Source organism: Asticcacaulis currens (assembly GCF_028550395.1).
In the GTDB taxonomy this organism is placed as follows: Bacteria; Pseudomonadota; Alphaproteobacteria; order Caulobacterales; family Caulobacteraceae; genus Asticcacaulis; species Asticcacaulis currens.
This window is the reverse complement of record NZ_JAQQKW010000003.1, coordinates 205,069-226,900: the sequence shown is the minus strand read 5'-3', so window position 1 is coordinate 226,900 and position 21,832 is coordinate 205,069. Positions and strand designations below refer to the sequence as shown.

Annotated in this window: 24 protein-coding genes and 1 tRNA gene; 12 read left to right on the top strand and 13 right to left on the bottom strand. The window is 62.2% G+C overall.

Annotated features, from left to right (window positions below):
• Window positions 1–23 precede the first annotated feature (23 nt).
• On the bottom strand, window positions 24–1,121 hold the full coding sequence (gene ald / locus PQU94_RS06450) for an alanine dehydrogenase (RefSeq protein ID WP_272740646.1): 1,098 nt from the start codon (window positions 1,119–1,121) through the stop codon (window positions 24–26).
• Window positions 1,122–1,296: 175 nt separating this feature from the next.
• Between ald and PQU94_RS06445 the strand changes: the two genes are divergently transcribed.
• A complete protein-coding gene (locus PQU94_RS06445; protein ID WP_013479302.1) occupies window positions 1,297–1,761 on the top strand; it encodes an Lrp/AsnC family transcriptional regulator in 465 nt (154 codons plus the stop codon).
• On the opposite strand, the gene PQU94_RS06440 is transcribed toward PQU94_RS06445, so the two are convergent.
• The 10 genes from PQU94_RS06440 to PQU94_RS06395 form a co-directional block, all read right to left on the bottom strand.
• Complete coding sequence (locus PQU94_RS06440; protein WP_272740645.1) at window positions 1,758–2,081, bottom strand: EF-hand domain-containing protein; 324 nt, start codon at window positions 2,079–2,081, stop codon at window positions 1,758–1,760. The two genes, PQU94_RS06445 and PQU94_RS06440, sit on opposite strands and share 4 nt — an antisense overlap.
• 62 nt (window positions 2,082–2,143) lie before the next feature.
• A complete protein-coding gene (locus PQU94_RS06435; RefSeq protein WP_272740644.1) occupies window positions 2,144–2,422 on the bottom strand; it encodes a hypothetical protein in 279 nt (92 codons plus the stop codon).
• On the bottom strand, window positions 2,415–2,969 hold the full coding sequence (locus PQU94_RS06430) for a sigma-70 family RNA polymerase sigma factor (protein ID WP_272740643.1): 555 nt from the start codon (window positions 2,967–2,969) through the stop codon (window positions 2,415–2,417). Before PQU94_RS06430 ends, PQU94_RS06435 begins: the two co-directional genes overlap by 8 nt.
• Window positions 2,969–3,289: an EF-hand domain-containing protein gene (locus tag PQU94_RS06425; protein WP_272740642.1), complete on the bottom strand. Its 321-nt coding sequence runs from the start codon at window positions 3,287–3,289 to the stop codon at window positions 2,969–2,971. The genes PQU94_RS06430 and PQU94_RS06425 overlap by 1 nt, the downstream gene beginning before the upstream one ends.
• Window positions 3,290–3,293: 4 nt before the next feature.
• Window positions 3,294–3,638 carry an EF-hand domain-containing protein gene (locus tag PQU94_RS06420; RefSeq protein ID WP_272740641.1) on the bottom strand — a complete coding sequence of 115 codons (345 nt, stop codon included), beginning with the start codon at window positions 3,636–3,638 and terminating at the stop codon, window positions 3,294–3,296.
• Window positions 3,639–3,820: 182 nt separating this feature from the next.
• Entirely contained in the window at window positions 3,821–4,039 is a 219-nt protein-coding gene (locus tag PQU94_RS06415; RefSeq protein WP_272740640.1) for a hypothetical protein, read from the bottom strand.
• A gap of 167 nt (window positions 4,040–4,206) precedes the next feature.
• A tRNA-Leu gene (locus PQU94_RS06410) sits at window positions 4,207–4,290 on the bottom strand.
• 71 nt (window positions 4,291–4,361) lie between these two features.
• Complete coding sequence (gene dmeF, locus PQU94_RS06405; RefSeq protein WP_272740639.1) at window positions 4,362–5,306, bottom strand: CDF family Co(II)/Ni(II) efflux transporter DmeF; 945 nt, start codon at window positions 5,304–5,306, stop codon at window positions 4,362–4,364.
• The gene (locus PQU94_RS06400; protein ID WP_272740638.1) at window positions 5,303–5,578 is read right to left on the bottom strand and encodes a metal/formaldehyde-sensitive transcriptional repressor; all 276 of its coding nucleotides are present in this window, start codon (window positions 5,576–5,578) and stop codon (window positions 5,303–5,305) included. Before PQU94_RS06400 ends, dmeF begins: the two co-directional genes overlap by 4 nt.
• Window positions 5,579–5,641: 63 nt before the next feature.
• Entirely contained in the window at window positions 5,642–6,109 is a 468-nt protein-coding gene (locus PQU94_RS06395; RefSeq protein WP_272740637.1) for a hypothetical protein, read from the bottom strand.
• Between the two features lie 179 nt (window positions 6,110–6,288).
• On the opposite strand from PQU94_RS06395, the gene PQU94_RS06390 reads away from it, so the two are divergent.
• On the top strand, window positions 6,289–6,552 hold the full coding sequence (locus PQU94_RS06390) for a hypothetical protein (protein ID WP_272740636.1): 264 nt from the start codon (window positions 6,289–6,291) through the stop codon (window positions 6,550–6,552).
• A 187-nt stretch (window positions 6,553–6,739) separates the two neighbouring features.
• On the opposite strand, the gene aptA is transcribed toward PQU94_RS06390, so the two are convergent.
• The gene (aptA, locus tag PQU94_RS06385; protein WP_272740635.1) at window positions 6,740–8,071 is read right to left on the bottom strand and encodes an omega-aminotransferase AptA; all 1,332 of its coding nucleotides are present in this window, start codon (window positions 8,069–8,071) and stop codon (window positions 6,740–6,742) included.
• A 127-nt stretch (window positions 8,072–8,198) separates the two neighbouring features.
• On the opposite strand from aptA, the gene PQU94_RS06380 reads away from it, so the two are divergent.
• The 9 genes from PQU94_RS06380 to PQU94_RS06340 all read left to right on the top strand — a co-directional run bounded on the left by PQU94_RS06380 (window position 8,199) and on the right by PQU94_RS06340 (window position 19,309).
• Window positions 8,199–8,906: a GntR family transcriptional regulator gene (locus PQU94_RS06380; protein ID WP_272740634.1), complete on the top strand. Its 708-nt coding sequence runs from the start codon at window positions 8,199–8,201 to the stop codon at window positions 8,904–8,906.
• A 223-nt stretch (window positions 8,907–9,129) separates the two neighbouring features.
• A complete protein-coding gene (locus PQU94_RS06375) occupies window positions 9,130–10,650 on the top strand; it encodes an aldehyde dehydrogenase (RefSeq protein WP_272740633.1) in 1,521 nt (506 codons plus the stop codon).
• A 4-nt stretch (window positions 10,651–10,654) separates the two neighbouring features.
• Window positions 10,655–12,106 (top strand): NAD-dependent succinate-semialdehyde dehydrogenase, encoded by a 1,452-nt coding sequence (locus tag PQU94_RS06370; protein WP_272740632.1) that lies wholly within the window; start codon window positions 10,655–10,657, stop codon window positions 12,104–12,106.
• Window positions 12,103–13,443, top strand: a complete 1,341-nt coding sequence (locus PQU94_RS06365; protein ID WP_272740631.1) for an aspartate aminotransferase family protein — start codon at window positions 12,103–12,105, stop codon at window positions 13,441–13,443. The genes PQU94_RS06370 and PQU94_RS06365 overlap by 4 nt, the downstream gene beginning before the upstream one ends.
• Window positions 13,444–13,629: 186 nt before the next feature.
• Window positions 13,630–15,003, top strand: coding sequence for a glutamine synthetase family protein (locus tag PQU94_RS06360; protein WP_272740872.1), 1,374 nt, complete (start codon window positions 13,630–13,632; stop codon window positions 15,001–15,003).
• Window positions 15,004–15,190: 187 nt separating this feature from the next.
• Window positions 15,191–16,300: an ABC transporter substrate-binding protein gene (locus PQU94_RS06355; protein WP_272740630.1), complete on the top strand. Its 1,110-nt coding sequence runs from the start codon at window positions 15,191–15,193 to the stop codon at window positions 16,298–16,300.
• A gap of 69 nt (window positions 16,301–16,369) precedes the next feature.
• A complete protein-coding gene (locus PQU94_RS06350) occupies window positions 16,370–17,281 on the top strand; it encodes an ABC transporter permease (RefSeq protein ID WP_272740629.1) in 912 nt (303 codons plus the stop codon).
• Window positions 17,278–18,177, top strand: coding sequence for an ABC transporter permease (locus tag PQU94_RS06345; protein WP_438263735.1), 900 nt, complete (start codon window positions 17,278–17,280; stop codon window positions 18,175–18,177). The genes PQU94_RS06350 and PQU94_RS06345 overlap by 4 nt, the downstream gene beginning before the upstream one ends.
• Before the next feature lie 13 nt (window positions 18,178–18,190).
• Window positions 18,191–19,309: an ABC transporter ATP-binding protein gene (locus tag PQU94_RS06340; protein WP_272740628.1), complete on the top strand. Its 1,119-nt coding sequence runs from the start codon at window positions 18,191–18,193 to the stop codon at window positions 19,307–19,309.
• Between the two features lie 41 nt (window positions 19,310–19,350).
• On the opposite strand, the gene PQU94_RS06335 is transcribed toward PQU94_RS06340, so the two are convergent.
• Window positions 19,351–19,770: an MAPEG family protein gene (locus tag PQU94_RS06335; RefSeq protein WP_272740627.1), complete on the bottom strand. Its 420-nt coding sequence runs from the start codon at window positions 19,768–19,770 to the stop codon at window positions 19,351–19,353.
• Between the two features lie 81 nt (window positions 19,771–19,851).
• Between PQU94_RS06335 and PQU94_RS06330 the strand changes: the two genes are divergently transcribed.
• Window positions 19,852–21,720: an ABC transporter ATP-binding protein gene (locus PQU94_RS06330; RefSeq protein WP_272740626.1), complete on the top strand. Its 1,869-nt coding sequence runs from the start codon at window positions 19,852–19,854 to the stop codon at window positions 21,718–21,720.
• Window positions 21,721–21,832: the final 112 nt, after the last annotated feature.

The following is a 21,832-nucleotide window of genomic DNA, read 5'->3' as shown; positions in this document are numbered from 1 at the left end:
GTCATTTCCAATGACCCTGGGTATCAGGCAACAAACGGCAGGCTGAGCGCCTCGGCCACGGCGGCGTGGCGGATATGCCCGCCCGCGACATTGAGCCCGGCCTTCAGGTGCGCATCGGCGCTCAGCGCTTCGGCGACGCCCAGCTTTGCCATCTTGATCACGAAGGGCAGGGTGGCGTTATTGAGCGCCAGAGTCGAGGTGCGCGCCACCGCCCCCGGCATGTTGGCGACGCAATAGTGCACAATACCATCGACGAGGAAGATCGGATCCTGATGCGTGGTCGGGTGGGAGGTTTCAAAGCAGCCGCCCTGATCAATGGCGATATCGACCATCACCGCGCCGGGCTTCATGGTCTTGAGCATGTCGCGCGTCACCAGCTTGGGGGCGGCCGCGCCGGGGATCAGCACCGCGCCGATGACCAGATCGGCCTCGGCCACGGCCGCGGCCAGAGCGGCGCGTGCCGAATAGGCGGTCTTGACGCGGCCGTGGAACAGGCGGTCGATCTCGATCAGCTTGTGCGCCGAGACGTCAAATACGGTCACGTCTGCCTGAAGCCCGGCGGCCATCTGCGCCGCGTTGATACCCGCAACGCCCGCGCCGATGATGACGACCTTCGCCGGTTCGACGCCCGGCACGCCGCCTATCAGCACGCCGCGCCCGCCATAGGCCTTGTGCAGATAGCTGGCCCCGACATGCACCGAAATACGCCCCGCCACTTCCGACATGGGGCGCAGCAACGGCAGGCCGCCCTGCGTCTCGGTCACCGTCTCGTAGGCGATGCAGGTGGCGCCTGACGCCATCAGCGCCTCGGCCTGCGGTTTGTCGGCGGCGAGGTGCAGATAGGTGAACAGAGTCTGATGCGGTTTCAGCCAGGCGCATTCGTGCAGTTGCGGTTCCTTGACCTTGACGATCAGGTCACCCGCCGCAAACGTCGCTTCGGCGGTATCCACGATCGTGGCTCCGGCGGCCTGATAGTCGGCATCACTGAAACCGATGCCGGCCCCAGCCTGCGTTTCGACAAACACCTGATGCCCGTGGTGGGTGAGTTCGGCCACGCTCCCCGGCGTCAGCCCGACGCGGTATTCGTGGTTCTTGATTTCCTTCGGCACGCTGATTTTCATGGGATTCCTCCGTCACTTTTGTGATCACGTTTTAGTTCGGCGCGCACGAAACCCCGAAAACCGGGATCCACTTTTCGGCGTGCGCTTATGTGGTAGATAATGATACGAATTTCGATGGATTTTCTTGCAATTATGTGGCTTGTGCTGCCGATTTGCGGGATATATTCTCAATTCCATGGCGAACGCTGATAAATTTTCCGATCTCGATTCTTTTGACCGCGAGCTGATCAAGGTTTTGCGCAATGACGCGCGGGCCACGGCGGCGGAACTGGGGGAAAAGGTGGGTCTAAGCCCGTCGGCAGCGCACCGTCGCGTCAAGCTGCTGGAACAGCGCGGCATCATCACCGGCTACCGCGCGGTCATCGCCGAAAGCGTGCATGGCAAGCAGGGCATGGTCTTCGTGCACGTAACACTTCAGGACCAGCGCCGCGAAACCTTCGAAAAGTTTGAAAAGGCGGTGGTGCAGATCGCTGCCGTCGAAGAATGCCACCTGATGTCGGGTGAGGCGGACTACCTGCTGAAAATCGTGTTGCGCGAAAGCCTGTCCTATGAGGACGTGCACCGCGACGTGCTTTCGACCATGCCGGGCGTGTCCAAGCTGGTGTCGCAGTTCTCGATCCGCACGGTAAAGGCGGTCTAACCGTTCTTCGTCACCCAGTTTTCGAACATCAGGCTGGCCACGGCGCTCAGTTCTTCGCGGCTGAGGGTGCCGTCACGGTTCGTATCGACCAGATCGAAATAGGCGGCATTTTTGGGGCTGACCGCTGTCAGTTCGGCGCGCGAAATCTTGCCGTCCCTGTTGCTGTCGGTCTTGCGGAACTGCCTATCGACTTCGGCCTCAAGCCGGCTGCGCAGGGCCTGTTTTTCGGCGGCGGTCTTAGGCGGCGCAACGGTTTCGGCCGCAGCGGGCAGGGCCGACAGGCTCAGGGCGGGGATCAGCCAGATCAGGGTCTTACGCATGAGGTCACCTCCGGTTCAAGGTGACATCCTAACGCCAATAAGCGGCAGAATTATAGCGCGGCTCAGATACCGACAATAAAGGCCAGTTCGTCGAGATCGGCCTCATGAGCGGCGGGCGGGTTCAGGCTGACCGACACGCCAACGCCGATGACGACACAGGCGGCCAGAGCGGCGGCCTTATAGACCAGACCATAGCGCCATTCGGTCAGGCTGCGCTGCGCCACTTCGCGCCAGGCAAAGCCCTGCGGCTGGCGCATGGCCTCACGCGCGATGCGGTCGGACAATCCCGTCGCCGGTTGCGGGGTCTTCCACTGCTGCAATGTGCGCTCGAACTCAGTCATCCTTTACTCCTAACACACTCTTCAACTGCCGTCTTGCCCGCACGAGCAGCGATTCCACCGCCTTGACGCTCATATTGAGGCTCTGGGCGGCCTCGGCATTGCTGAAGCCTTCGAAATAGCACAGCGCCACGGCCATACGCTGATTGAGCGGCAGTTGCGCCACGGCGGCGCGCACGGCCCCGGCGGCCTGCTGTTGCGACAGTTGCGTCTCGGCGTCCGGGTCGCCATCGCTCAGCGCCTCGGCCCAGTCGTCGATAGACTGGGTTTTGGGCTTGAAACGCCGCGCCCGATCGAGGCAGGCGCGGGTCACAATTGTGTACAGCCAGGTCGAAAAGGCCGAGCGCTCCGGCTCATAACGCCCGGCATGGGCCCACACCTTGGTGAAGGCCGCCTGCACGGCGTCTTCGGCGTCCTCCCGGTTGAGCAGGACGCGATAGGCCACGGCGTGCGCACGCGGCAGGTGACGCGCCACGAGCTGACGGAAGGCGGCGGCATCGCCTTCCGCCGTCAGCCGCATAAGCTGCGCATCACCGACCGTATCGCGCATCACTTGTCCTTGGGCTCCGGCGGGCGCTTGGGGCCTTTTAGTTCGGCGCGGACTTCTTCGCGCGACAGCTTGCCGTCCTTATTGACGTCGAGGCGGTCAAAACGCTCATTGGCCTGTTTCAGGAACTCTTCGCGTGAGATGAAGTTGTCCTGATTGCTGTCGGCGCGTTTGAACAGACGCTCCTCGAACTTCTCACGCATTTCGTCGGCGCGCTTGCGGTGTTCCTGCATGCGTTCCTGCCACAGGGTGGCCTGAGCGAATACCGGAGTGGCTGCCATCATCAGGCCGGCGGCCATCAGGCTGAGGGCTATGGGGCGCATGGGCTCAGTTCCCTCCCGGTGCGGACGAAGACGCGGTGGCCTCCTTACGCGGCCCCTTTTCCATCCGGGCCTTCATGAAGGCAACCATTTCGTCCTTGGTCAGCTTACCGTCCTTGTTGGCGTCCATCATGTCGAACATTTCGGGGCGGCGACCCTTGAACTCGTCGCGGGTGATAAAGCCGTCCTTATTGACGTCCATTTTGGCGAAGCGCTCATCGGGGGTCATGCGCGGGCCGGGGCCGCCATTGCCCCAGCCGCCCGGCGGTGGGGTTTGGCCGTCGGTCTGAGCCAGAGCGGTCATGGGCAGAGCGAACAGGGCGCAGGCGATCAGAAGCGGGGTCTTTGTCATTGGGAGTAACCGTCCGTTAGAGGAAAGATATCCCTTATACGGAGCCCTTCGCCAATCCCCTTCGCAGAGGATCTAGGCTCTTAGAGTCATTCGGCGGCTCAGTTGAGCCGCCGAATGACTCTAAGTTTTTCTAACGCCTCATGTGGATCCGAAAGGTGGCGTCCACTTTTCGGCATGAGGCTCTAGATTTTCATATCCAGCAAACGGCCGGTCATCTGTTCGGCGGTCTTCATCACGGCCAGATTGGCTGAAAAGGCGGTGCGGGCCTGAGACTGATCGACCACGGCCCCGATCAGGTCGGTGGTGTCATTCCCGGCGGACTGAGCCACCTTCGTCGCGGCGCGGTCAAACATCCGCGTTGCATTCAGGGCCCCCGCCGCTGCGGTATTAAAAGCGATCATCTTACGCCACCTGTCACCGGCGCGTTCGATACCCGGCCTGTGGATAATGTGCCTGATCGCTTAAGAAGGAACTTAGAAACGGGGTTAATGGACGGGAGTGCAGCCTGCGCGGCGCCAAGGCGCTTTGCGCCTGAGCGCGAACTAAAAACCATTATTTCATTAAATAATGGTGCCCCTGGTCAGACTCGAACTGACACACCTCTCGGTACCGGATTTTGAATCCGGCGCGTCTACCATTTCACCACAGGGGCACGCTTTGCGACGGATCGCGGCGGGGTGAGGGACGCGTAGTTATCGGCTTTTGCCGGGACTGGCAAGCCCCTCAGGCCTGCGTTTCCACCGTCAGGTGCTGTATCTCGTGCACAGGGGTCAGGCGGGTGCGGATGGTGGCGCTGTCGGCGGGACCCTCTGTGCTGACGATAGCCGCCCACGCGGCGGGGCCGATGCGCCAGACGTGCAGGTCGGCAAGGGTCGTACCGTCGGTTTCGACACACTCACGGATTTCGGCCTCAAGCTGCGCGTCGCTGCGATCGAGCAGGACGCCCGACGTGTCCTTGACAAGGCTCCACGCCCAGCGCGCGATGACGACCGCGCCGACCACCCCCATCAGCGGATCAAGCCACCACCACCCGACAAAGCGCCCGGCCAGCAGAGCAGCTATGGCCAGAATGGAGGTCAGGGCATCGGCCAGCACGTGCACATACGCGGCGCGCAGATTGTTGTCGGCAGAGCCGTGCGCGTGCTCATGCTCATGTTCATGTTTATGATGATGGTGGTGAGCGTGCCCGTGGTGATGGCTATGGTCATGCCCGTGTCCGTGATCATGTCCGTGCCCCAGCAGCAGGGCGCTGAGCAGGTTGATGATCAGGCCGATCACCGCCACGAGGGTGGCTTCGGTAAAGGCCACGGCTTGCGGCTGAAACAGGCGCAGGATCGACTCAAACGCGATACCCAGCGACACCATGCCGAGCACCAGTGCCGAGGCAAACCCGGCAAGATCGCCCACCTTGCCCGTCCCGAAGCTGTAGCGGCGGTCATGGGCGTGCTTGCGCGCATAGAGATAGGCCAGCGCCGCCACGGTCAGCGCGCCGGCGTGGGTCGCCATGTGAAAGCCGTCGGCCAGCAGGGCCATCGACCCGGTCAGATAACCGGCTACGATTTCGCCCACCATGGTCACGGCGGTCAGGCCGACGACCCACAGGGTGCGGCGGGTATTGGCGTCGTGGGCGGCGCTCAGATAGACGTGATCGTGCGGGGTGTGCGTCATTTGGCGTACCGGCGGATAACGGCCAGCAGCTCCTCGGTGCCGCTGGCGCGGGCTTCGGGGCTCAGGTCCGGGCGCGCGACGTGTTCGCGCAGATGCTCTTCGATCAGCTGGTCCATCAGCCCGTTGACAGCGCCGCGCACGGCGGCCGCCTGCTGCAGCACACTGGCGCACGGCGCGCCGGCGTCGATGGCTTTTTCAATGGCCGTCAGTTGCCCGGCGATGCGGCGCACGCGGGCGGTGAGGTTGTCCTTATTGGCGTGCAAATGTCCCATACTATACCCCCCTATAGTATGTTAAGTGTCAGGTCAATCTGCGGGAAGGGGTGAGGGGAAGCCTCAGTCGTCGTCGCGTTCGGCGGCGCGGCGACGCATGTCTTCGCCCCAGGCCGAGATCAGCTCGGACACGATGGCCAGCAGCGACGGGAAGCGCGAGGCCAGAAGCCCGGCGACCACAGCGGCGGCGCTGGCCAGTACGGGCGAGCGGCCTTTGAGGGCATCTAGGATGCGCTGGATATGCACGATGGATGACTGCGCGTGGGCCGCCTGAGTCTGGGCCCGGAGCAGGGCCTGCTGTTCCTCGCGGCGGCGCTTGCCGGCCTGCTTGACCAGTACATACAAGATCAGCGGCAGGATCATCGCGCCGCCCAGCGCCACCGGCCCCCAGATCGGCCCCAGCCAGATTTGCAGGGCGTTGAACAGGCCGATACTGGCCCAGGCGAGACCGATAATGGCTGCGGCGACCATCAGGACGACGACGATCAGGGTGGTCCGCAGCTCAGATAGCTGTTCCGACAGATTAAACATGACGCGCCCCTTGAAATTGAACAGATCGATTGTGCGGCACACTATGGCCGTTTGACAGGCTAGAGCGCATTCCGAAAAGTGTGAAACGGTTTTCGGAATCAAATGCGCGCGAATACAAAATTTCAGGCAAGGATATCCGCGCGATTCCGTAAGAATTCCGTAAAAGCAGAGGCTCATTGATGAAAACACTGATCGCCGCCCTGTGGCACATGACGGGTGTCATCTGCGCACCGCTTTACTGGTTGCTGTCGGTCCTGTTTCTGTGGGGCGGGATGATCCTCAATGGTGAGGGTAAGCCGGAGGGTCTGTGGGCCATCTGGCTGGTGCTGATCCTGCTGGTCGCGCGCTTTGCGCCAACCGTGCGCAGGCTGGGTGGGCGATGGGTCAATGTGCTGGGCTGCGCGATCTTTAGTCTGTTCGCGCTGATCGTGTCGGTGATTTAGAGAAGTATTATTTTAGGTAAAAACAACACCTCGCTATAGCACCTCCCCTGATTTCAGGGGAGGTGGATTTGACGCCGCCTAGGCGTCAAAGACGGTGGGGTTAACGCCGCTGCTTTAACCCCACCCGGCGCTACGCGCCACCCTCCCCTGAAATCAGGGGAGGTGCTCGCATGTAAATCACGAGGCTCTAAGCCGTCTGATCCAGCACGCGGCGCAGGGTTTCGACGATGCAGTCGATGTGCGCCTTTTCGATGATCAGCGGCGGTGACATGGCGATGATGTCGCCGGTGACGCGGATCAGCAGACCCGCCTCGAAACAGCGGTCGAAGACCTCCAGCGCGCGGGCCGTGGGGGCCCCTTCGCGCGGCGTCAGCTCGATCCCGGCGATCAGGCCCAGATTACGGATGTCGATGACGTGCTTCGCGTCGCGCAACGAATGGACGGCGTCCTGCCAATAGGGGGATATTTCGGCGGCGCGTGCGAACAGGCCTTCCTCTTCATAGGTTTCCAGCGTGGCAATCCCGGCGGCGCAGGCCAGCGGGTGACCGGAATAGGTATAGCCGTGGAACAGCTCGATCGGGGTTTCCGAGGCCTGCATGAAGGTGTCGTAGATGCGGTTCGACACGCCGACGGCCCCCATCGGCACGGTGGCATTGGTGATGCCCTTGGCCATGCAGATCAGGTCCGGGCGCACGTCGAAATAGTCCGCCGCAAACGGCGTCCCCAGCCGCCCGAAACCGGTAATCACCTCGTCAAAGATCAGCAAAATATCGTGCTTGTCGCAAATCTCGCGCAGCCGTTTCAGATAGCCCTTCGGCGGGATCAGCACGCCGGTCGAACCGGCCACCGGCTCAACAATCACGGCGGCGATGGTCGAGGCGTCGTGCAGCGTCACCAGCCGTTCCAGCGCGTCAGCCAGATCGGCCCCATGTTCCGGCTCGCCTTTGGAAAAAACATTCTGCGGCAAGTGGGTGTGCGGCAGATGATCGACCCCGGTCAGCAGCGTGCCGAAGTGCATGCGGTTCTTGACGATGCCGCCGACGCTGATGCCGCCAAAACCCGTGCCGTGATAGGCGCGCTCACGCCCGATCAGGCGCGTCTTGGCACCATTGCCGCGCATCCGATGATAGGCGAGGGCGATCTTCAGCGCCGTATCGGCGGCCTCCGAACCGGAATTGGTCAGAAAGACCTTTTTCAGGTCGTAGGGCAGGATGTGGCTGAGTTTGTGGGTAAATTCAAACGCCAGCGGATGAGCGATGTTGAAGGTCGGTGCGAAGTCCAGCACCGCCGCCTGCTTTTGAATGGCCGCCGTGATTTTGGGACGATTATGCCCGGCATTAGAGCACCAAAGGCCTGCCGTGGAGTCCAGAATCTCGCGGCCGTCGTGGCTGCGGTAATACATGCCGTCGGCTTCGACCAGCAGTTTGTGCCGCCCGGATTTGAAGGCCCGGTTGGGCGTGAAGGGCATCCAGAACGAACTTAGCGCGTCGGGTGAGGGGAAATGATCAGACGAGTCCATGGCCGGGTCTCCCTTAAACAACAGGCATTTCAATTGTCCGTCCACAGCTTACAGGCTATACACAGCTCTGCCAGTCCTTTTGTGCGCTCGTCCGCTGTTTTGTGATCACATTTTCGAGGCCGTCTCTATGACCTTTCCGGCGCTGAACGTCTTTACGCCCAACGCCCTAAGCGGTGGGTTCGATGGGCGTGACGAGGACGCCTCTGTCCATGATCAGGTCTATGAGGCGCTGGCCACCCTGCTGATTCAGGGGCAGATTCCGCCGGGGAAGTCGGTCAGTTTGCGCACCCTGGCCAGCGGGCTGGGCGTTAGCCCCATGCCGGTGCGTGAGGCGGTGCGCCGCCTGATCGCGCAGAAGGCGCTTGAGCTTCAGCCATCGAATAAGCGCCTGCGTGTGCCCTCCCTATCCGAAGACCGCCTGAAACAGTTGATGATGGCGCGCCAGTGGGTTGAGCCGGAACTGGCCTTCCGCGCCGTGGCGGCGATGACGAGGGACACGATTGCCGAGCTGAAAGCCGACGATCAGCGCCTGATGGCGGCGCTGACCAAGGGCGATGTCGATGGCTATATGCAGGCCAACCACGCCTTTCATTTCCGCATCTACAGGCTGGCGCAGGCGGATCTGTTTCTCGATATGGCCAAGACGCTGTGGCTGCAATCGGGGCCGTTCATGCGTGTGGTCTTCGGGCGGCTAGGGACCGTGCAACTGCCGCAGGACCACCATCAGGAACTGATCCGCGCCTTTGAATCCGGCGATGCCGCGGCCGTGCGTCAGCATATGTCGGACGACGTGCACGAGGGCATGGAGCTGATGCTGGAGGCGTTGAAGAGGTAAACCTTTTCTTCTCCCTGTGCCGACGGCATGGGGGCAAGACCAGCGAAGGTGACAAGGGACGCGGCTGTTGACGTCTCCGAGTCACCGGCTCCCAACATCCGCTGTCCCTGCGCTTCGCGGATGGTCCCCCTCCCACGGCTGCGCCGCAGGCGGGAGATTAAGGCTTGACGACTGCGTTTGCGCCATGTTCCATTTGTGATCACAAATTGCCGGAGGTTTTGCCATGCTGCCCGCGCCGATTGCCACGTCTGCTGCCGACCTGTCCGGGGTGCTTGAAGCCCTGAAAGTCGTGTACAAGCCCGACAAGGCCTTTCTCGACGGGCAATGGACGGCGGCGGCGTCCGGTCGCACCTTCGATAATCATACTCCGCGCGACCATAGCCTTATCAACCGGCTGCCCGCCTGTGACGCCGCCGATGTTGATGCGGCGGTGCGCGCGGCGCGTCAGGCCTTTGAAGACGGGCGCTGGCACCACCTTGCCCCAAAGGCCAAGAAAAAGGTGCTGCACGCCCTGGCCGATCTGATGACGGCGCACGCGGAGACTCTGGCCCTGCTCGAATGTCTTGATACGGGCAAGCCGATCCGCGATGCGCGCGCCGTCGATATCCCTCTGGCCATCAACAGCGTGCGTTACTACGCCGAGGCGCTCGACAAGATCTATGGCGAGGTGGCACCCGCCCCGCAGGGCCGTTTCTCCTATGCCGAACACGAGCCGCTGGGGGTGATCGGGGCCATTGTGCCGTGGAACTTCCCGCTGCACATGGCCATGTGGAAGGTCGCCCCGGCGCTGGCCATGGGCAATTCGGTGGTGCTCAAACCCGCCGAGCTGTCGTCCCTGACGGCGCTCTATGTGGCGGCGCTGGCCATCGAGGCCGGACTGCCCGCCGGGGTGTTCAATGTGGTAACCGGCTTCGGCCATGAGGCCGGGGACGCGCTGGCCCGCCATATGGAGGTCGATATGATCGCCTTTACCGGGTCGGGCCCGGTGGGGCGGCAACTGATGAAGGCGTCGGCCGAGTCGAACCTAAAGCGCGTCTCGCTGGAATTAGGGGGTAAGTCGCCTCAGATCGTCTTTGCCGACTGCCCCGACCTTGAAGCGGCAGCCCAGAACGCCGCCTGGGGCGTCTTCTACAATCAGGGTCAGGTGTGCACGGCGGCCTCGCGTCTATTCGTCGAAGCCTCTATCAAGGACGCCTTCCTTGAAAAGGTGATCGCGGTGGCCAAGACCATCACGGTCGGCGATCCTTTCGATCCGCAAACCGCCTTCGGGGCGATGATTTCCGAGCGTCAGATGAACACGGCGCTCGACTATATCGCCAAGGGGCAGGCGGGGGGCGGCACGCTGCGGCTGGGTGGCGGCCGGGTCAGGCGCGACACCGGCGGCTTCTATGTCGAGCCGACGCTGATTGACGGCATCACGCCGGACAATGTGCTGGCCCGCGAAGAGGTGTTCGGGCCGGTCCTGTCGGTCCTGACCTTTGAGGGCGAAGCCGAGGCCTTGCGACTGGCCAACGATACCGTCTATGGGCTGGCCGCCGGGGTGTGGACGGCGGATGTCGGGCGCGCCATGCGGGCGGCGAAACAGCTCAAGGCCGGGCTGGTCTGGGTCAATGGCTGGGACGCCTGCGACATTACGCTGCCCTTCGGCGGCTTTAAACAGTCGGGCTTTGGTCGCGATCGCAGCCTGCACGCCCTATATAAGTATGCCGATCTGAAGTCCGTCTCGATCAGCTATACGGTATAAAGCCATGAAACTCACCCCCGCCATTCTCGACATCCTCGGCGACGCCATCAGCCAGACGCCGCCCGCCTATAAGGCGTTTGCCTCCTACAACCCTTCGACCGGCGAGGTGCTGGCCTATGTGCGCGATATGGGGGCGAAAGAGACCGAGGCCGCCATCGCCGCCGCTCAGGCCGCCATGTCCGAATGGGCCGCCAAGACCGCCAAGGAACGTGCCAAGATTCTGGAAAAATGGCACGATCTGCTGATGCAGAATCAGGAGGCGCTGGGCCTTCTGGTGTCGCTGGAACAGGGTCGGGCGATCAAAGAAGCGCGCGGCGAAGTGGCCTATGCGGCGGCCTTCATCGAATGGTTCGCCGAAGAGGGCAAGCGCGCCTATGGCCGCACCATCCCGGCCCCGGTGACGGGCAAACAATTGCTGACGATCCGGCAGCCGGTTGGCGTGGTCGGCGCCGTGACCCCGTGGAACTTCCCCCTGTCGATGATTACGCGCAAGCTGGGGCCGGCGCTGGCCGCCGGGTGCGCCGCGGTGCTGAAACCCGCCGAAGACACGCCGCTGAGCGCGCTGGCGCTGAAGCAACTGGCCGACAGGGCCGGGGTGCCCGAAGGCCTGATCCACATTGTGACGGCGGCTAGCGGCGCCGAGGTGGGGCAGGTCCTGACCACCGATCCGCGCATCAAAAAGTTCTCCTTCACGGGGTCCACGCCGGTCGGCAAGAAGCTCTATGAACAGTGCGCCTCTACCATCAAGAAGATCTCGCTGGAGCTGGGCGGCAATGCGCCGGTGGTGGTGTTTGACGACGCCGACCTCGATATCGCGGTCCCGGCGACGGCCCTGTCGAAGTTCCGCAATTCGGGGCAAACCTGCGTCTGCGCCAACCGCATCTTCGTGCAGCGCGGCATCTATGACGCCTTTGTCGAACGTCTGACCGCCGAAGCCAAACGTCTGCAACTCGGGCCGGGCTGGGAAGAGGGCACAGGCCTTGGGCCGCTGATCAATCAGAAGGCGGCGACCAAGGTGACGCAACTGGTTGACGACGCGGTGGCGAAGGGCGCTAAGGTCGTGCTGGGCGGTAAGGTCGATGAGACTCAGGGGCCGTTGTACTTCCCGGCGACCATCCTGACCCACGTGCCGCGTGAGGCCCGCATGTTCGATGAGGAAATCTTCGGCCCGGTGGCGGCGCTCTATCCGTTCGACACCGAAGACGAAGGCATCGCTCTGGCCAACGACACGCCGTTCGGTCTGGCGGCCTATGCTTTCACGACGGACATCAAGCGCGGCTGGCGCGTCACGCGGGCCATTGAGGCGGGCATGGTCGGCCTCAATGACGGAGTCATGTCCACCGAGGTCGCGCCCTTTGGCGGGGTCAAGGAATCGGGTCTGGGCCGTGAAGGCGCGGTCGAAGGCCTTGAGGAATTTCTGGAGACCAAGTTCATCAGCTTCGGGGGGCTGGGTTGACGTCTCTGTCTGACTGCCTCGCCGAACAAAAGCGCCTGTTCACCGCGACCCATCCGAAAACGGTCGCTCTGGCCGAAGCGGCCAAGGGCGTGTGGCGCGGCGGCGTGCCGATGCACTGGATGCACGACTGGGCCTCGCCCGTGCCGCTCTATGCTGAGCGGGCAAAGGACGCCACCCTGTGGGACGTCGACGGCCACGCCTATGACGACTTCTGTCTGGGCGACACCCCGTCCATGTTCGGCCATGGGCGCGAGGAACTGCAACGCGCCATCGCCGCGCAGGCCGGGCAGGGGGTGGGCTTCATGCTGCCGACCCGCTCCAGCCTTGAGGTGGGGCAGCTTCTGAAAGATCGTTTCGGCCTGCCGGTGTGGCAGTGCGCGACGACAGCATCGGACGCAAATCGCGCCGTCATCCGCTGGGCGCGGGCCATCACTCGTCGCGCCAAAATCCTGTTTATCGACGGGGCCTATCACGGCATGGTCGATGACGCCTTTGTGGTGCTGAAGGACGGGCAGGTTGTTCATAAAACCGGTCTGATCGGGCAGGTCGCCGACCTGACGCAGCACAGCGTCGTCGTGCCGTTTAACGACCTGGCGGCGCTGGAAGCGGCGTTGCGCACCGGTGAGATCGCCGCCGTCATGCTCGAACCCGTCATGACCAATTGCGGCATGATCCTGCCGATTGAGGGCTATCATGAGCGCCTGCGCACCCTGTGTGACGAGACGGGCACGCTGCTGGTTTACGATGAGACGCATACCCTGTCGTCGGGCTTTGGCGGCTATGTGCGCGAACACGGTCTGCGCGCCGACGTCCTGACCGTAGGCAAGGCCATTGCCGGAGGCGTGCCGGCCGCCGTGTGGGGCGTGACGGCCGAGGTCGCCGCGCGCATGGACGCCGCTCAGGCCGCCATCGGGCCGGGTTCGTCCGGCATAGGCACCACCTTGTCCGGCAACGCGCTGGCTATCGCGGGCATGAAGGCCATGCTGAGCGAGGTCATGACCCCGGACGCCTATGCCTGGATGCAGGCCGGGGCCGAAAGCCTTGTGGCCAAACTGCGGGCTGTGATTGCGCAGCATCAGGTGCCGTGGTCGGTGGTGCATGTGGGCGCGCGGGCCGAGCTGGTCTTTGCCGCGCCTGAACCGCAAAACGCTGCCGAAATGCGCCGCGCTCTGGACCCGCACCTGCTGGAGGCCCTGCACCTCTATCTGATCAATCGCGGGGTGCTGATCGCGCCCTTCCATAATATGATGCTGATTTCGCCCAAAACCCCACCGGAGGCCATTGACCGCCTCGTGGCGGCGGTGGAAGGGTTTATCACTGAGTACACGCGTTTTTAAACCGACCTCCCCAGCTTGCTGGGACCGCACGAGATTGCCGCAGGCAAGCCAGATGTGGAGGTGAGGGGGCTTCTGACCCGTATGTCAAGCCAGTAGCCCCCCTCCGTCATTTGCTGCGCAAATGCCACCTCCTCCAGCCCGCTGGGGGAGCACGAAGGATCGAACATGTCTTTACCGCCACACCCCATGGTCGCCACCGTTGATGAAGCTAAGGCCTTTCTGGAGGCCCACCCGCATATCAACTACTTCGAGATCCTGTTCACCTCGATGACCGGGGTGCCGCGCGGCAAGCGTCTGCGCCGTCATGAGTTGTTGCCCATCTACGAATACGGCCGCTTCCTGCCAGGTTCGATTCTGGTGGTCGATACGCTGGGGGCAGATTGCGAAGAGACGGGTCTCGTCTGGGAAGACGGCGACGCCGATCGCGTGGCGCGACCGGTGCCGGGCACGCTGACGCCCGCGCCGTGGCTGGGGGACGATGTGGGGCAGGTGATGCTCTCGCTCTATGAACTGGATGGCACGCCCAACGACCTCGATCCGCGCCATGTCCTGCAACGGGTACTTGACCGCTATAAGGCAGATGGCCTGACGCCGGTGGTGGCCTGCGAGCTGGAATATTACCTCGTCGATATCGAGCGGGGACACAACGGCGAGTTGGTGCCTGCCGCCGGCTTCAATACGGGCCAGACGCCCAAGGGGATTCAGGTCTATGGCCTGCCCGAAGTCGAAGCGCACGGTGAATTCTTCCGCACCCTGTGGGAGACAGCGGATGTGATGAACATTCCGCTGGAAGGGGCGATTTCCGAATTTGCCCCCGGTCAGGTCGAACTGACCCTGAAGCACAAGCCGGACGCGCTGCGCGCCGCCGACGATGCCGTGCTCTATAAGCGCATGGCCAAGGGTGTGGCGCTCAGCCTCGGCATCGAAGCGACCTTTATGGCCAAGCCGTGGGCCGATCGCGCAGGCTCCGGCTTCCACGTCCACGTCTCGGTGGCGGATAAGGACGGCAAAAACCTCTGTGCCGACGCCCATCCGGAAGGCTCGCCCCTGCTCAAGCACATGATCGGCGGCATGAAGGATCATCTGGCCGACTGCATGGGTATCCTTGCGCCGGGGGCCAACAGCTATAAGCGCTTCAAGGCCAATTCCTACGCCCCGGTAGGGCTGACCTGGGGTGTCAATAACCGCACCGTGTCTTTGCGCGTCACCGCTGGTCCCGCACATACGCGCCACGTCGAACACCGCGTCGCCGGGGCCGATGGCAACCCCTATCTGGTGCTGGCAGCCATCCTGGCCTGCGCCCACCACGGCCTGACGCAGAAGATCGACCCCGGCCCCGCCGTGGTCGGCAATGGCTATGCGGTGGCCGCCGAAACCGGCGCGACGCTGCCTACCAACTGGTTTGCCGCGGTCGATTATCTCGACCGGTCTCAGGTGCTGCGCGACTATCTGGGGGAACGTTTCATCGACATGTATGTGAAGGTCAAAAAGACCGAACAGGCGCGTTTCTTCGAGGAAATCACCGAACTGGACTACGACTGGTACTTAAGAAACGCCTGAGACGTGCGGGCGGCAAGAAATATGACGCATTTGCGAACGTGATCACAGTTGCCGGTTGACAGAAACCCAATCCCGTATTCTGTTAACTTATCTTCATATTCAGGCGGGGCTGGATAGGTCTTCGCACTGAGGTTTACGCACCCCGCCCCGTCCTGCACCGACGGGCCGAAACCGAAGGAGACCGGACATGAGTTCATCGCGCCATATGAAAAGTTTTGGGGCATCGCGTCGTTCCTTGCTGCAAGGTCTTGGGGCCGCGGCGGTGGGCATCAGTTTCGGCGGCCTGTCGGCCTGTTCGCAGGGGGCCAGCACCTCTGGCGGCGAAGGCAACAAGCTGAACTTCTACAACTGGGACACCTATATCGGCACCCATACGCTGGCCGACTTCAAGAAGGCCGCCGGTATCGACGTCAACATGTCGATCTTTGCCACCAATGACGAGTTGTTTGCCAAGATGAAGACCGGTAATTCCGGCTTCGATGTTATCGTCCCGTCCAACGACTTCGTGGAGCGTCTGTCGCAGGCCGATCTGCTGCTGCCGCTCGATCACACCAAGCTGCCCAACCTAAAGAATATCGACCCGGCCTTCATGGATGTGCCCTATGATCCGGGCCGCAAATGGTCGGCCCCCTATACCTGGCTGGTGCTGGGTATCGGCTATCGCAAGTCGAAAATGCCGGCGGGCTTCAAGCCGGATTCGTGGAAGTATCTGTTCGATTCCGACCAGTTCAAGGGCAAGATCGCCGTATTGTCTGAGGCGGGCGATATGATCCGCCTGGGAGCCAAATATCTCGGCCACTCGGTCAACGGCCTCGATCAGGCGACCATCGACAAGGTCACCGCCATGCTGATCAAGCAGAAGCCCAATATCAAGGCCTTCCACGAAGACAATGGTCAGGACATGCTGTTGTCGAAGGAGGTCGATCTGGTCCTCGAATACAATGGCGACATCGCTCAGGTGAAGACCGAGGACGACGATATCGACTTCATCATCCCCAAGGAAGGCTCGCAGCTCAATTCGGACAACTGGTGCATCCCCAAGGATTCGGCGCGTCCGGACAATGCGCACAAGTTCATCAACTACATGATGGATGCGCAGGCCTCGAAGCACATTTTTGAGACCATCCTCTATCCGACGACCAATGCCGCCGCCAAGGCGCTGATGCCGGACAGCTACAAGAACAACCCCATCATCTTCCCGACAGCCGAAGAACTGGCGCGCTGCGAATACGCGGCCTTCGACGCGTCCAAGGCGCAAGTTTATGAAGACGCCATGACCAAGATCAAGGCCGCCTGATACCCATAACCGCCGCAGGTGCCCGCATCTGCGGCGGTTCGGCTTTTGTGTGTGCAAAGGGGACTGCCTATGGAACAGAGCTGGCGTCAGGCCAAGGGACTTTTTGCCGCCCTGATGAGCGCACCGCTCATCTGGCTGGTCTTCTTCTTCTTCGTGCCGCTGGGGATCGTCTGGCTCTACAGCTTCGGTGAAAACCGCGGCCTGATCGACATTGCCTTCACGGGGACGTGGAGCAACTACGCCAAGGCGTTGGAGCCGCTCTACCTCGGCATCTTCGTCAAGTCCCTGTGGGTGGCGGCCCTGACCACCTTCCTCTGTGTGGTGATCGGCTTTCCGGTGGCGCTGGCCATCACCTTTTCGCCCGACAAGTGGAAGCCGTGGCTTTTACTGCTGGTCATGCTGCCCTTCTGGACCAATCTGCTGATCCGCACCTACGCCCTGATCGCGGTCCTGCGCAGCGAGGGCTATGTCAATCAGACCTATCGGTTTCTGTGGGAGAATGCGTCGGGCCTGATGACCCTGATCGGGCTTCAGCCGCTGGGCACGTTTCAGCCGCTGGAGTTGCTCTATAATAACTTCGCCGTGGTGCTGGGTCTGGTCTATGTGCATCTGCCGTTCATGATCCTGCCGCTCTACTCGACGCTCGACCGGCTGGACCGTTCACTGCTGGAAGCCTCGCTTGATCTGGGGGCCGGTCATATCCGCACCATGTTCTCCATCGTCATCCCGCTGGCCGGGGCGGGGATAGCGTCGGGCGTGCTAATCACCTTTATCCCGGCGCTGGGAGCCTATCTGACGCCCGACCTTCTGGGCGGCACGGACTCGCAGATGATCGCCAACGTGATCGAAAGCCAGTTCAAGCGCGCCAATAACTGGCCGTTTGGCGCGGCCCTGTGCTTCATTCTGGTCTATCTGACCTTTATCGGTATCGCCATTCAGGGCCTGCTCGACAGCTCGGCGAAGAAGCGGGGGATGGCATGAGCGACTCAGCTTCCGTCAGGGCCACGCCGGTGGAAAAAGAGCGTCCTGTGAAGGAGCGTCCCGGTCCCCTGGACTATATGCGCCGCTGGCCCATTCAGGCCTGGCTGATCGCGGTGACCGTCTTCCTGTACGCGCCGCTGATCTCGCTGATGGTGTTCTCTTTCAATGACTCAAAGCGTAACGTCGTATGGCAAGGCTTCACGCTGAACTACTATGCCAAGGCTCTGACCAATTCGAGTTTGATCGAGGCCTTTACCAACTCCATCGTCATCGCGCTGTTCTCGACCGTTATTTCGGTGATCGTGGGGGCCATGGCGGCGATTGCCCTGTGGCGGTTCCGTTTTGCCGGCCGCACGGCCTTCGACGCGGGCATGGCCATCCCCATCGTGGTGCCGGAAATCTGCATGGGCGTCGGTATGCTGGTCTTCTTCGCCAAAATCTTCCCCTGGCCGCAGGGTTTGCCGTGGCCGCTCAATCTGGGGGCCATCATCATCGCCCACGTCTCGTTCAGCTTCCCCTTCGTGGCGGTGGTGGTGCGCGCACGTCTCGCCTCGTTCAACCGTGAGCTTGAGGAGGCCGCCAAGGATCTGGGGGCCAGCGAATGGCGCACCCTGATGGACGTGCTGGTGCCGCATATCCAGCCGTCGCTGATCGCCGGCGCCCTTCTGGCCTTCACCCTGTCGCTTGATGATTTCGTCATCACCTTCTTCACCTCCGGACCCGACACTGTGACCTTCCCGGTGAAGATCTATTCGATGGTGCGCTTCTCGGTGACGCCTGAGGTCAACGCCGCCTCAACCATACTGATCGTGGTGACGGTCCTGCTCACCTTCCTCGCCTTGAAATTCCAGGGGACCAGCGCCCTGACCGCCGGCCACGGCCCCGAAAAGAAGTGACGGAGACATACTGATGTCCGAAGAGAAGACCATCATCAGCTTCGAGAACGTCTCCAAGCGCTTTGGCAAGAATACCGCCGTGGACAATGTGTCGCTTGACATCAAGGAGGGCGAATTTTTCTCCCTGCTCGGTCCGTCGGGCTGCGGCAAGACCACGCTGTTGCGTATGCTGGCCGGGTTTGAGATGCCGTCTGAGGGCCGTATCCTGATCGACGGCAAGGACGTTTCGACCACACCGCCGAACAAGCGCCCGGTGAACATGGTGTTTCAGTCCTACGCCGTCTTCCCGCACATGAGCGTGCTCGATAACGTCGCCTATGGCCTGAAGATGGACGGCGTACCGCTCGCTGAGCGCCGTCAGCGTGCCGAGGAAGCGCTGGAGCTGGTCAAGCTCGGTGGCTTCGGCGAGCGTAAGCCCGACCAGATGTCGGGCGGTCAGCGGCAGCGCGTGGCGCTGGCCCGCGCGCTGGTCAAAAAGCCCCGCGTTCTGCTGCTCGATGAGCCCCTGTCGGCGCTCGATGCCAAGCTGCGCGACGCCATGCGCACCGAACTGGCGCTTTTGCAAGAGAAGGTCGGCATCACCTTCATCATGGTCACCCACGATCAGGACGAGGCGCTGGCCATGGCCACGCGCTGCGCCGTGATGAACCGCGGCCTGCTGCAACAGGTGGCCACGCCCTTTGACCTCTATGAGTTCCCCAATTCGCGCTTTGTCGCCGACTTTATCGGCAGCGTGAACCTGTTTGAAGGCACGCTCGACGTCGATGAGCCGGACCACGCCATCATCAACAGCCGTGACATCGGCCCCATCTATCTCGACCACGGGGTGACCGGCGCGACCGGGGCAACCGTGTGGGCGGCGCTGCGTCCGGAAAAGATCGAGATTGAGAAGTTCGATCACAAGCCGACCAAGATGGAAGACGCCCCGGAAGGCTATAACATCGTCGCCGGGACTATCCGCCTGATGACCTATCTGGGGTCGGAAACGGTCTATGAGGTCGAGCTGGAAAGCGGCCGCATGGTCAAGGTCTTGCGCTCCAACCTGACGCGCTGGGATCAGGAAGACTTCACCTGGGACGAAAAGGTGTGGCTGTCATTCAACGCCTGCGCCCCGGCGGCCTTGCTGAGCTAAACGTTCTTATACCTCCTTGGCTATGCCGGGGAGGTATAGGTTCAGGCAAGCCGCACAAAAAACAGCACCCACATCGTCAGAAGCACCGTCACCGACCCCGCAAAGGCCAGCAAGCGGAAGAGGATGTGGTTGATCGTAACATGGATCAGGCTGTGGAGGATACGTAAGCCCACATAGGCCCAGGCCAGTATCAGTTGCACATCGCTGACCGTTTTCGTGACAAACAGCAACACGCAAATCACATAGAACAGCACCGGCAGTTCAAACAGGCTCGAATAGTTGCGGCTGATCAGGCGGCTCTGCTTCGGCACCCGCTCGCTTTCGCCAAAGGCAAAGTCGCGCGGCGTCACCTGTCCGGCCTTTGCTGCGGCAATCCGCGTGATCAGGATACCGCTCAGCATGACAAAGGTGAGGGCGGCCAGTGCGCCCATCGGCCACAGGATCAGAAGCGTATTGGGCATGGAACCTCCGTTTTCATCTTTTTGAGCATGACACGATCCGCCGCTTTCGGCTACTGACGCCTCCTGACCGGCGCGGCTGCCATGCGTGCGGCCCCATCCGAAAGCTGTGCCATGCTGACCGCCCTGTTTCGCCGTTTTGAGCGCCTGATCGACCCGTTCCGGCCCTATCCGGAAACGACGCCGCCGGCGTCGATCGTGCCCTATTTCCTCGTCTATCTGCGTCAGACCTGGCCCGCCTTTGCCGGCGTGCTGGCGGCGGGCCTCTTGGTCACCCTGACCGAGGTGATGATCTTCCGCTTCATCGCCGACATAGTGGATATTCTCAACACCACAAAGCCGTCGCAGCTTTGGGCGCAGCACGGGCACTATTTTATCGCCATGCTGCTGTTGTTAGGTCTTGGCTGGCCGCTGCTGGTGCTAATCCAGTCGCTGCTGCTGCAACAGGGGGTGACGACCAACTTCCCGGCCCTGATCCGCTGGCAGTCGCACCGTCACGTGGTACGTCAGTCGATGAGCTTTTTCTCCAACGACTTTGCCGGTCGCGTGGCGTCCAAGGTCGTCGATAGCGCGTCGAGCGTGCGCAACACCTTGATTACCCTGTGCGATACCTTCCTCTACGTGCTGGTCTATTTCTCCAGTGCCCTCTACATGTTCTTTCAGGCCGATATCCGCCTGATCGTGCCGCTGAGCCTGTGGCTGATCGTCTATGGCCTGATCTGCTGGCGCTTTGTGCCCAAGCTGTCGAGCGCCTCTGAGCAGGCCTCCGAGGCCCGTTCGGCGCTGGTCGGTCGCGTGGTCGATAGCTACACCAATATCCAGACTGTCAAGCTGTTCGCCGACCCGTCGCGCGAAGACGCCTATGTTCGTGAGGCGCTGGAAGACAATACGGCCAAATGGCAGCAGCAACAGCGCCTGATCACGCGGCTGGATATCCTTGTGGCCTGTCTCAATGCCGCCCTTCTGCTTTCGACCGGCGTGCTGGCCGTGTGGCTGTGGGGGCAGGGGCTGATCACCGTCGGGGCCATCGCCCTGGTCGGCGCCTTGACGCAGCGCGTGCTCAACATGTCCGGCTGGGTGATGTTTCAGGTCACCAGCCTGTTTGAAAACATCGGCACGGTGCAGAACGGCATCGAGACCATCGCCAGAGCCCACAGCGTCAGCGACGCCCCGGACGCCAAAGCGCTGAGCGTCACGACGGGAGAGGTGCAATTTGACCGCATCCGCTTCAATTACGCCGAAGGCAAACCGGCGCTGAATGGCATCGACCTGACCATCGCGCCGGGCGAAAAGATCGGGCTGGTCGGGCCGTCCGGCGCGGGCAAATCGACGCTGGTCAATGTCTTCCTGCGCCTCTACGACCTCAGCGAAGGCCACATCCGGATCGACGGGCAGGACATTGCGCACGTCATGCAGGACTCCCTTCGCGCCCATATCGGCATGGTGACGCAGGATACGTCTTTGCTGCACCGCTCGATCCGCGCCAATATTGCCTATGGCCGGCCAGGGGCCTCTGATGAAGAGATCATCGAAGCCGCCCGCCGCGCCCACGCCTGGGACTTCATCCCCGACCTGCGCGACAATAAGGGTCGCTCCGGCCTTGATGCCCATGTGGGCGAGCGCGGCGTCAAGCTGTCCGGGGGGCAGAGACAGCGCATCGCCATCGCCCGCGTCCTGCTCAAAAACGCCCCCATCCTGATCATGGACGAAGCCACGGCGGCGCTCGATTCCGAGGTCGAAGCCGCCATTCAGGACAGCCTGATCGAACTTATGGCCGACAAGACGGTCATCGCCATCGCGCACAGGCTTTCCACTATCGCTCGGATGGACCGGCTGGTGGTGTTGGAAGAGGGGCGGATTATTGAAACCGGCACCCATGCGGAGCTTCTGGCGGCGCAGGGCCTCTATGCCCGCCTGTGGGCCCGCCAGACCGGTGGCTTTATCGCGGAGTAATTCGCGCTCGCGGCAGCGTTTGTCTGCTCCCGGTGCCGAAGGCTGGGTGAGGAGAGGTGCGCGTTGTCTCCTCCCTACGGCAAGCCGTGGGGAGGAGGGAGGGCCGGTGATC